This window comes from Stenotrophomonas sp. TWI1149, from assembly GCF_039673155.1.
Lineage (GTDB): Bacteria > Pseudomonadota > Gammaproteobacteria > Xanthomonadales > Xanthomonadaceae > Stenotrophomonas > Stenotrophomonas maltophilia_AA.
This window is the reverse complement of the sequence record NZ_JBDJLB010000004.1, coordinates 319,196-329,704: the sequence shown is the minus strand read 5'-3', so window position 1 is coordinate 329,704 and position 10,509 is coordinate 319,196. Positions and strand designations below refer to the sequence as shown.

11 protein-coding genes are annotated in these 10,509 nt (G+C 64.6%); 8 read left to right on the top strand and 3 right to left on the bottom strand.

Annotated elements, in window-relative coordinates:
• Positions 1-107: 107 nt before the first annotated feature.
• From ABE424_RS06985 to ykgO, 3 genes are all read right to left on the bottom strand, one after another.
• Positions 108-1,142, bottom strand: a complete 1,035-nt coding sequence (locus ABE424_RS06985) for an agmatine deiminase family protein (RefSeq protein WP_346490894.1) — start codon at positions 1,140-1,142, stop codon at positions 108-110.
• A gap of 46 nt (positions 1,143-1,188) precedes the next feature.
• The gene (locus ABE424_RS06980; RefSeq protein ID WP_176989789.1) at positions 1,189-1,515 is read right to left on the bottom strand and encodes a hypothetical protein; all 327 of its coding nucleotides are present in this window, start codon (positions 1,513-1,515) and stop codon (positions 1,189-1,191) included.
• Between the two features lie 181 nt (positions 1,516-1,696).
• Entirely contained in the window at positions 1,697-1,822 is a 126-nt protein-coding gene (gene ykgO, locus ABE424_RS06975) for a type B 50S ribosomal protein L36 (protein ID WP_057628212.1), read from the bottom strand.
• 194 nt (positions 1,823-2,016) lie between these two features.
• On the opposite strand from ykgO, the gene cmk reads away from it, so the two are divergent.
• The 8 genes from cmk to galU all read left to right on the top strand — a co-directional run bounded on the left by cmk (position 2,017) and on the right by galU (position 10,326).
• Complete coding sequence (gene cmk / locus ABE424_RS06970) at positions 2,017-2,697, top strand: (d)CMP kinase (RefSeq protein ID WP_176989790.1); 681 nt, start codon at positions 2,017-2,019, stop codon at positions 2,695-2,697.
• 194 nt (positions 2,698-2,891) lie between these two features.
• Positions 2,892-4,577: a 30S ribosomal protein S1 gene (gene rpsA / locus ABE424_RS06965; protein WP_346490895.1), complete on the top strand. Its 1,686-nt coding sequence runs from the start codon at positions 2,892-2,894 to the stop codon at positions 4,575-4,577.
• 87 nt (positions 4,578-4,664) lie between these two features.
• Positions 4,665-4,970, top strand: a complete 306-nt coding sequence (locus ABE424_RS06960; RefSeq protein ID WP_019183098.1) for an integration host factor subunit beta — start codon at positions 4,665-4,667, stop codon at positions 4,968-4,970.
• A 103-nt stretch (positions 4,971-5,073) separates the two neighbouring features.
• On the top strand, positions 5,074-5,358 hold the full coding sequence (locus tag ABE424_RS06955) for a LapA family protein (protein ID WP_123729054.1): 285 nt from the start codon (positions 5,074-5,076) through the stop codon (positions 5,356-5,358).
• A gap of 6 nt (positions 5,359-5,364) precedes the next feature.
• Entirely contained in the window at positions 5,365-6,543 is a 1,179-nt protein-coding gene (gene lapB / locus ABE424_RS06950) for a lipopolysaccharide assembly protein LapB (RefSeq protein ID WP_176989792.1), read from the top strand.
• A 3-nt stretch (positions 6,544-6,546) separates the two neighbouring features.
• Positions 6,547-7,521 carry a glycosyltransferase family 4 protein gene (locus ABE424_RS06945; protein ID WP_179459133.1) on the top strand — a complete coding sequence of 325 codons (975 nt, stop codon included), beginning with the start codon at positions 6,547-6,549 and terminating at the stop codon, positions 7,519-7,521.
• Between the two features lie 16 nt (positions 7,522-7,537).
• Positions 7,538-9,445: a nucleoside-diphosphate sugar epimerase/dehydratase gene (locus ABE424_RS06940; protein WP_176989794.1), complete on the top strand. Its 1,908-nt coding sequence runs from the start codon at positions 7,538-7,540 to the stop codon at positions 9,443-9,445.
• A complete protein-coding gene (gene galU, locus ABE424_RS06935; protein ID WP_179459131.1) occupies positions 9,445-10,326 on the top strand; it encodes a UTP--glucose-1-phosphate uridylyltransferase GalU in 882 nt (293 codons plus the stop codon). The genes ABE424_RS06940 and galU overlap by 1 nt, the downstream gene beginning before the upstream one ends.
• Positions 10,327-10,509: the final 183 nt, after the last annotated feature.

Genomic DNA, 10,509 nt, shown 5'->3' with positions numbered 1-10,509 from the left:
CGCCATGGATGGCGCCCACGATCCCCCAGGGATGGGTTTACGGCGCGTCCCGCACCTCCGCCCCCGCCAGCCCAGCCTCCGCAACCTTCAGACCGCGTGCTTTGCTGTCAGGCCAGCAACCCCGCCGGCAGCTGCATCGTGATGCAGTGCAGGCTGCCGTTCTGCCAGATCAGCGAGCGGCACGGCACCGGCACGATCTCGCGGTCCGGATAGGCCTGGGCCAGCACCGCACGCGCGGCCTCGTCGGCGGCATCGCCGTAGGCCGGCATCAGCACCGCACCATTGAGGATCAGGTAGTTCGCGTACGAAGCGGCAAGGCGGCGGCCTTCGTCGATCACCGGCTGCGCCCACGGCAGCGGGAACAGGCGGTACGGCTGGCCGTCGCGGGTGCGCAGCGCAGCCAGTTCGGCACCCATCGCCTGCAGTTCGGCATAGTGCGAATCGCTGGCGTCATCGCAGGCCTGGTAGACGATGCTGTCGGTCGAGGCGAAGCGGGCCAGGGTATCGATGTGGGCGTCGGTGTCGTCGCCCTCCAGATAGCCGTGGTCCAGCCACAGCACGCGGTCCTGGGCCAGCCAGGCGGCCAGGTCGGTGCTGAGCGATTCGCGGCTGCGATCCGGATGACGCTCGTGCAGGCACTGCCAGGTGGTCAGCAGGGTGCCGGCGCCATCGGTCTCGATGCCGCCGCCTTCCAGCGCGAACGGAATGCTCTGCAGCTCCGCATCGGTAAACAGCCCGGCGGCGTGCAGCACGCCGACCAGCTGGTCATCCAGGCTGGCGTCGAACTTGCCGCCCCAGCCGGTGAAGCGGAAGTCCAGCAGGCGGAAGCCGCCATCGGCGCGCTTGAGCGTGATCGGGCCGGAATCGCGCAGCCAGGTATCGTCGTACTGGGCCGTCACGAACCGCACGCGGTCCGTGTCGATCCGGTTCGAACGCAGGCGCGCGTCGGCGTACGCCTCCAGGTCGTCGTCGGCGACGATGATCACCACCGGCTGGAAGCGGGTGATGGCAGCGACGAGGGCGATGTAGGTGTCCTCGACGTCACCCAGGCGGTCGGCCCAGTCGGTGTCGGCGTGGGGCCAGGCGATCAGGATGGCGGACTGGGATTCCCATTCGGCCGGAAAGCGGAGCGTGTCGTTCATGATCTCAGTGCGAAGGCCCGCCGGCGGGCGGGCAAAGGGAAGGGGGTCAGCGGATCGGCGGTTTCGGCCCGATCTCGTTGGCGTCGGCACGGTTGGCGACCACGTCGATCACCTTCTGCTTTTCGAAGTAGACGGTGAACTGCGGGTAGACCCAGCGGTTGATCGTCGGCCACTGCTGCTTCTGTCCGCCGCGCGGTTCCAGGCGTTCGCCCGGGTCGCCGAACTGGGCTTGGACCTGCTGCATGCTCTGGCCGCGGACGGGCAGGGCGATGGCGGGCTTCTCACGGCTGCGGTCGATCAGCAGGGTGTCGGCGTGGGCACTGGAAACGGCCAGGACAGCCAGCAATGGCAAGGTGGTCAGGTAACGCTTCATCTCGAACTACTCCCCAGTGGTCAAGAATGCGGAAGGTCTCACGACTGCAGGCCTCACGACCAACGGTCGTGAGCTACCTGGCGATTACAACAAAAATGGCAGCAAAAAGCCGCCCGGAGGCGGCTTTTTGTTCATCGCCCGGTCCGGTGAGGGACCGGTGGCGGCCGTGAGGCCAGCCGGCTCAGCGCTGGCGAGCCTTGAAGCGCGGGTTCGACTTGCAGATCACGAAGATCTTGCCGCGGCGACGGACGACCTTGCAGTCGCGGTGACGGGTCTTGGCCGACTTCAGGGAAGACAGGACTTTCATTGCATACCTCGGCGTAAACGTTGGATTCGGTTGGAGCGCGGCCGCGATATGCAGATGACAATCGGCAGGTGACGCCCGTTCAAGCCCGCCATTCTACCGGGCTTTTCCCCATCCTTTCAAGTGGTTGGCCCAAAAAAGTCTCAGGCCACCCCGGGCAGGGGCTAGAATGGGCGGTCACATCTATCGGGAAACCCATGAATCAGCTTCCATCCGTGCTCACCATCGACGGTCCTTCCGGGGCCGGCAAAGGCACTGTCAGCCGCATTGTCGCACGCCGGCTGGGCTGGCATTACCTGGATTCGGGCGCCCTGTACCGGGCGGTGGGCGTGGCCGCCAGCTGGGCCGATATCGATACCTCCGACGCCTCGGCGCTGGTCCGCTGCACCTTCGATACGCACGTGCGGTTCGTGGAATCGGCCGATGGCGGGCTGCGGGTGCTGGTCAACGAGACCGATGCCACCGACGAGCTGCGGCTGGAGACCACCGGCGCCCTGGCCTCGGCGATCGCGGCCATCCCGGAAGTCCGGGCAGCGCTGAAAGAGCGCCAACGCGCATTCAGGATGGAGCCGGGCCTGGTCGCGGACGGTCGGGACATGGGCACGGTCATCTTCCCGGACGCCCCATTCAAGGTGTTTTTGACCGCCAGCGCCGAGGAACGGGCCGAGCGGCGGCATAAGCAGTTGAAAGACAAGGGTGTTTCGGTTAACTTTGACGACCTCCTGCGCGAGATCATGGCCCGCGACGCCCGTGATGCACAGCGCACAGTGGCGCCCCTGAAGCCGGCAGACGATGCCGTCATCATCGACACCAGTGGTATTGGCATCGACGCCGTCGTTGCCAAGGTATTGGATCTGCTTCCGGTTTCGGGTGCCTGATCCGTTGTAAAGGAGGGCCGTCAGGGCATCGACGGTGTCGCACCATCGCAAGGCAACAAAAGCTCCGTCCCGCAATGATGCGTGGCGGTTTTCCTACTTAACACACGACCTGCGTTTCCGGGGTCGACCAACAGGCGGGCAGTAAGCGGTTCCCTTCGGGGGCCAATGCCCATGTGTCCAACAGAGTAAATCTAATGACCGAATCATTTGCAGAGCTGTTCGAAGCCAGTCAGGCCAATCTGGCCAAGCTGAAGCCGGGCTCGATCGTCAGCGGTGTCGTTGTTGAAGTCCGCGGCGATGTCGTGGTGATCAACGCCGGCCTGAAGTCCGAAGGCATCGTGCCGATCGAACAGTTCCGTAACGACGCTGGCGAGATCGATGTCGCTGAAGGCGACGTCGTCAAGGTTGCCCTCGATTCCATCGAGAACGGCTTCGGTGAAACCGTTCTGTCGCGTGAGAAAGCCAAGCGCGCGATGGTGTGGGACGAGCTGGAAGAAGCGTTGGAAAAGAACGAAACCATCACCGGCCGCATCAGCGGCAAGGTCAAGGGTGGTTTCACCGTGGACATCAAGGATGTCCGCGCGTTCCTGCCCGGTTCGCTGGTGGATGTGCGCCCCGTGCGCGACCCGGCCTACCTGGAAGGCAAGGAGCTGGAATTCAAGCTCATCAAGCTGGACCGCAAGCGTAACAACGTCGTTGTGTCCCGTCGTGCAGTCGTCGAGAGCGAGCATTCGGAAGAGCGCGAGCAGCTGATGGACAAGCTGCAGGAAGGCGCGATCCTGAAGGGTGTCGTCAAGAACCTGACCGATTACGGCGCATTCGTGGACCTGGGCGGTATCGACGGCCTGCTGCACATCACCGACATGGCCTGGAAGCGCGTGCGCCATCCGTCCGAAGTCGTGAACGTCGGCGACGAGCTGGACGTCCGCGTGCTGAAGTTCGACCGTGAGCGCAACCGCGTTTCGCTGGGTCTGAAGCAGCTGGGCGAGGATCCGTGGGACAACATCGCCCGTCGTTACCCGGCCAACAGCCGCGTCTTCGGCAAGGTCTCCAACGTCACCGATTACGGCGCATTCGTCGAGATCGAGCCGGGCGTCGAAGGCTTGGTGCACGTGTCCGAAATGGATTGGACCAACAAGAACGTCAACCCGTCCAAGGTTGTGCAGGTCGGTGACGAAGTTGAAGTCATGGTCCTGGACGTCGACGAGGAGCGTCGCCGCATCTCGCTGGGCATGAAGCAGGTTGCCGCCAATCCGTGGGAAACCTTCGCTGCGATCCACAAGAAGGGCGACAAGGTGTCGGGCCAGATCAAGTCGATCACCGACTTCGGCATCTTCATCGGCCTGGACGGCGGTATCGATGGCCTGGTGCACCTGTCCGACATCAGCTGGAACACCACCGGCGAAGACGTGGTCCGCAACTTCAAGAAGGGCGACAACCTGGACGCCGTCGTCCTGGCCGTCGATCCGGAGCGCGAGCGCATCAGCCTGGGCGTCAAGCAGCTGGAGCAGGATCCGTTCGGTCAGTACATGGCTGCCAACCCGAAGGGTTCCAAGGTCGAAGGCTTGGTCAAGGAAGTGGACGCCAAGGGCGCAACCATCGAACTGGCTGACGGCATCGAAGGCTACGTGGCTGCTCGCGACGTTGCGAACGAGCGCGTCGACGACGCGACCCAGTTCCTGAAGGTCGGCGACAAGGTTGAAGCCAAGTTCGTGGGCATGGATCGCAAGGGTCGTACCCTGCAGCTGTCGATCAAGGCCAAGGACGACGCGGAAATGCGCGAAGTGCTGGAGGAATACCAGTCCTCTTCGGCGTCCAGCGGCACCACCCAGCTCGGCGCGCTGCTGCGTGCACAGCTGAACGGCAACAAGTCCGAGTAATCGGTCTGTCGCTGTCGTAGTTTCCTGGGCGGCCCGGACATCAGTCCGGGCCGTTTCAGGGTCTGAGTTCCTCCCCAAGAGCCCGTAATGACCAAATCCGAGCTGATCGAAATCCTGGCGCGCCGACAGGCGCATTTGAAGTCGGACGATGTCGATCTGGCCGTGAAGTCGTTGCTGGAAATGATGGGCGGGGCGCTGGCCGGCGGGGATCGCATCGAGATCCGCGGGTTCGGCAGTTTTTCGTTGCACTACCGGCCGGCACGGCTGGGGCGCAATCCCAAGACCGGGGAATCGGTCGCGTTGCCGGGCAAGCATGTCCCGCACTTCAAGCCGGGCAAGGAACTGCGTGAGCGCGTCAGCGCCGTGGTGCCGCTGGAAAGCGATCCTGCCTGAGTGTCCATCCGCCACGGGGCGGATGCATGATTTCCATGGAGTCGGCTGGTAGAGCGGAGCGTTAGTCCGCTACTCTTGAGCCCTACGGAACTGGAGCTGCTGCATGAACATCGTACGTCTGCTGATCCTGCTGGCGGTTCTGGTCGTGGGCCTCATCATCGGTGCCCTCAACTCGCAACCGATCATCATCAGCCTGGGCTTTACCCAGATCAATTCCACCACCGGCGTGGCGATCATCATCGCCCTGTTGTCCGGTGCCCTCATCGGCGGCGGCCTCGTGCTCGCCAGCATGGTGATCCCGCTGTACGCCAAACTGCGCCGTGCGCAGAAGGCCGCGCCCGCCGTGGTCGTGGCACCCCCTTCTTCTTCTACATTCGACGGACGCTGAGCGCCGATGGAATTTGTCTCCGAGTGGTTCTGGTTCTTCCTGTTCCTGCCCCTGGCCGCGCTGTCGGGCTGGGTGATCGGGCGTCGCGGTGGCCAGCGCCATGGCGACAACCAGGTCAGCCATCTGTCCAGCACGTATTTCCGCGGCCTGAACTATCTGCTCAACGAGCAGCCGGACAAGGCGATCGAGCTGTTCCTGCACATCGCCGAACTGGACAAGGAAACCTTCGAGACCCAGGTCGCGCTGGGCCACCTGTTCCGTCGTCGCGGTGAGGTCGATCGTGCGATCCGCCTGCACCAGGGCCTGGTCAACCGCGCGGACCTGAGCGATCAGCAGCGCGTCCAGGCGCTGCTGGCACTGGGCGAGGACTACATGAAGTCCGGCCTGCTCGATCGTGCCGAAACCGTGTTCACCGAGCTGGCCCAGATCGACCAGCGTGCCCCGCAGGCGCTCAAGCACCTGATCGGCATCTACCAGGCCGAGCGCGATTGGGAAAAGGCGATCGACAACGCCAGCCGTTTCGAGGAAGTCACCGGCGAGCCGATGGGCAAGCTGATCGGTCAGTTCGAGTGCGAGCTGGCCGAGCGTTACCGCGGGGCCGGCAAGATCGACGAAGCGCGCGCTGCGATCGCACGTGCCTACCAGGCCGATGCGATGTCGGTCCGTGCCGGCATCATCGAAGGCCGCCTGGAAGACGATGCCGGCAACGCCGAAGCAGCGGTCCGTGCGTTCGAACGTGCGGCACGCAACGATCCGGAGTACCTGCCCGAAGTGTTGCAGGCGCTCATGCAGAACTACCGCAAGGTCGGTGATCTCGGCGGCGCACGCGCGTTCCTGTCGGAGATGACCGAGCACTATCGGGGCATCGCGCCGGTGCTGGCGCTGACCCAGCTGATGGAAGAGCAGGAGGGCGTCGCGCCGGCGCGCGCCTACCTCGGGCGCCAGCTCAAGGACCGTCCGTCGGTGCGTGGCGAATCGGCGCTGATCGACCTGACCCTCGCCGAGGGCGCCGATTCCACCGCGACCCTGCACGACCTCAAGCACATCACCGACCAGCTGCTGGTCCGCAACCCGGCGTACCGCTGCACCCGGTGTGGCTTCGGTGCGCGCACCCATCATTGGCAGTGCCCGAGCTGCAAGGAATGGGGCACCGTCAAGCCACTGCTCAACTACGCGGTGCTCTGAACCATGATGGTCGCCTGGATGGCGGGGCTGCTGGCGGTGCTGGCGGTATCGGCGGGCTTGACCTGGGGCGCACGCGCGTATGCGCTGCGTCGCAATCTATTGGATGAGCCGGGCGAGCGGCGCAGCCACGGCGTGGCGACGCCGCGCGGCGGCGGCATCGCGATCGTCCTGACCCTGCTGCTGGCCTGCGTGGTCGCGGCGGTGATCTGGCCGACGGCCTGGATCACGCTCGCGGTGTTCGCGCTGGGCCTGGTGCTCGTCGCCGGGATCGGCTGGTGGGACGACCATCGGCCGCTGCCGGCGGTGCGTCGCCTGCTGGTCCATGTGATCGCCGCGGCACTGCTGGCCGGGCTGGTCTGGCACGCCAGCGGCAATCCCTGGCAGGCGCTGCTGGCGCTGTTGTTCGCCACCTCGTTGATCAACATCTGGAACTTCATGGATGGGATCAACGGCATCGCGACCACCCAGGCCATCCTGGCCGGGCTCGCCTTCGCGATGGTGCTGCCCCCGCCCTATGGGCTGGCCGGCGTGGTACTGGGACTGGCCTGCCTTGGCTTCCTGCCGTTCAACTACCCGCGGGCACGCATCTTCATGGGCGACGTTGGCAGCGGGGCGCTGGGCTATGCCATCGCCGCCCTGGTCTGCCTGGTCAGTGTACGCACCGATATCCACTGGCTGCTGTTGCTGGTGCCGCTTTCGGCCTTTCTTGTGGACGCGGGCTTCACATTGCTTTCGCGCATCCTGTCCGGACAGCGCTGGATGGAACCCCACACGCAGCATCTCTATCAGCGCGCGGTGAAAGGTGGTGCAAGCCACACTTCCGTCACCGGGATGTATCTTGTTTTTGGAATATTCAGTGCGGCAGTGTTTAATGCATGCACGAATTTGCAGCCGAGGTGGGAGGCTGCCGTGGCCATCGCGTGGTTGATCCTCGCGTCCGGTCTTTGGCTGCTCCTGCGCAAGGGAATGCGCAACTAGAAGGATTACGCTGTTTATGACGCCTTGGCAGGACCGACTTACCGGCTTGATGCCCCGTGCGGCCATCGTCGCCCACGACCTCTTCATGGTCTGGGCGTGCTGGCAGCTGCTGCATGCAGGGCGGTACTCGATGCTGGCCGATGCGCCGGCGTTGCCGCTCTGGAACATCGATACCTCGCTGGTGCTGATCATCCAGGCGGTGGTGTTCTGGCGGGTGGGCCTGTATCGCGGCCTGTGGCGCTTCGCCAGCGTCGCCGATCTGCTCAACATCTTCAAAGCCAGCTTCATCGGCCTGCTCGCGATCGTGGTGGCGCTGGCCTACAAGCGCTTCGATGGCGTCCCGATGTCGGTGCTGGTGATCTATCCGTTCGCGCTGTCGGCGCTGCTGGGCGCCCCGCGCCTGCTGTATCGCGCGTGGAAGGACTACCAGGCGCTGCAGTCCGACGTCACCGCCCGCCGCGTGCTGATCCTCGGTGCCGGCCAGGCGGCCGAGGCACTGGTCCGCGATCTGCGTCGTTCCGGTGATTTCGAACCGGTAGGCCTGCTCGACGATGCCCCGCATCTGCAGGGCGCCAAGCTGCAGGGCCTGCCGATCCTGGGCACCCTGGAAGACGCCCCCGCCGTGGTGCGTGAGACCGCCGCCAAGCTGCTGGTGATCGCCATCCCGTCGCTGGATGCCGTGGGCATGCAGCGGGTGGTAGCCATCTGCGAAAGCACCGGCGTGCCGTTCCGCATGGTGCCCAAGCTCAACGACATCCTGCTCGGCCACTCGTTGCCGGGCGAGCTCAAGGAAGTGGCGATCGAGGACCTGCTCGGTCGCAAGCCGATCCTGCCGGACTGGGCGCTGATCCGCGGCTGGCTGGGGGGCCGCACCGTGCTGGTGACCGGCGCCGGTGGTTCGATCGGTTCCGAACTGTGCCGCCAGTGTGCCCGCCACGGGGCAGGGCGCATCGTGCTGGTCGAGATGAGCGAGCTGCTGCTGCTGACCATCGAGGCCGAGCTGCAGCGCAGCTTCCCGGATCTGGTCGTGGAGGCGGTGCTGGGTGACTGCGGCGATCCTGCGGTGATCCGCCACGCGCTGTCGCTGTCGCGGGTGGATTCGGTCTTCCACGCCGCCGCCTACAAGCAGGTGCCGGTGCTGGAGCGCCAGCTGCGCGAGGCGGTGCGCAACAATATCCTGTCCACTGAGACCGTTGCCCGGGCCTGCGTCGAAGCCCGCATCGAGCACTTCGTCTTCATTTCCACCGACAAGGCGGTCGACCCGGTCAATGCGCTGGGCGCCAGCAAGCGCTACGCGGAGATGATCTGTCAGAGCCTGGACCAGAAGACCAGCCACACCCGTTTCGTGACCGTGCGCTTCGGCAACGTGCTGGCTTCGGCCGGCAGCGTGGTGCCGGTGTTCCGCGAGCAGATCCTCAAGGGCGGCCCGGTCACCGTGACCGACCCCGAAGTCACCCGTTACTTCATGACGATTCCCGAGGCCTGCCAGTTGATCCTGCAGGCCGCCGCCTCGGCATCGCATGGGGCGATCTATACCCTGGACATGGGCGAGCCGGTGCCGATCCGCGTGCTGGCCGAGCAGATGATCCGCCTGGCCGGCAAGCAGCCGTACAAGGACATCGCCATCGTCTATACGGGCCTGCGCCCGGGCGAGAAACTGCACGAGACGCTGTTCTATTCGGACGAAGATTATCGCCCGACCGCGCATCCCAAGATTCTCGAGGCCGGTGTGCGCACGTTTGCGCGCGAGCAGGTATTGGCCAACGTGCCGAAACTGCGCGAGGCGATCATCAGTTATGACACCGATGCAATCAACAGCATTCTGTTTGCAACCATGCCGGAGTTTTCTCCGCTGCAACAGGACGATCACGTCAGCTCTGCTAAAGTGCTGGCCTTTCCGGCGCGTGAGGCCAACAGGTTCTGATGAGCAAGCGTATTCGTAAGGCGGTATTTCCTGTCGCGGGGTTGGGAACGCGATTCCTTCCGGCCACCAAAACCGTTCCCAAGGAAATGCTGCCGATTATTGATCGGCCGTTGATCCAGTACGCCGTTGATGAGGCGATCGAGGCGGGCTGTGACACCCTGATCTTCATCACCAACCGCTACAAGCACGCGGTCGCCGATTATTTCGACAAGGCCTACGAGCTGGAGCAGAAACTCGAGCGCGCCGGCAAGAAGGAACAGCTTGAGCTGGTCCGCCATGTGCTGCCGAACGGCGTGCGCGCCGTGTTCGTGACCCAGGCCGAAGCCCTGGGCCTGGGCCATGCGGTGCTGTGCGCGAAGGCGATTGTCGGCGATGAACCGTTCGCGGTGCTGCTGCCGGACGATCTGATCTGGAACCGTGGCAACGGTGCGCTCAAGCAGATGGCCGATGCCAATGAAGCCACCGGCGCCAGTATCATCGCGGTGGAAGACGTGCCGCATGAGAAGACCGGCAGCTACGGCATCGTGGCCACCGAGGCCTTCGACGGCCGCCAGGGCAAGATCAGCGCCATCGTCGAGAAGCCCAAGCCGGAAGATGCCCCGAGCGATCTGGCGGTGGTCGGCCGTTATGTGCTGAGCCCGAAGATTTTCGAGCTGCTTGAAGCAACCGGTACCGGCGCGGGCGGCGAAATCCAGCTGACCGATGCGATCGCCGAACTGCTCAAGACCGAGCGCGTGGATGCGTTCCGCTTCGAGGGCCGCCGCTTCGATTGCGGTACCCATCTGGGTCTGGTCGAGGCAACGATCCGCTTTGCCCTCGACAACGAGAAGCTGGCCGGTCCTGCGCGCGAAGTGCTGCAGAAGATGCTCGCCGAAGGCTGATCGCAAGGCGATCAACCGGTAGGTACCGACCGTTGGTCGGTGCGCACCCCAACGAAAAGGGCAGCCTCGCGGCTGCCCTTCTGCGTTTGGTCCGGTTGCCGCACCGACCAACGGTCGGTGCCTACCGGTTCGATCGGTGTTGACCGTCGCATCGGTGATGCCCGTTGCATCGGTATTGCCCGT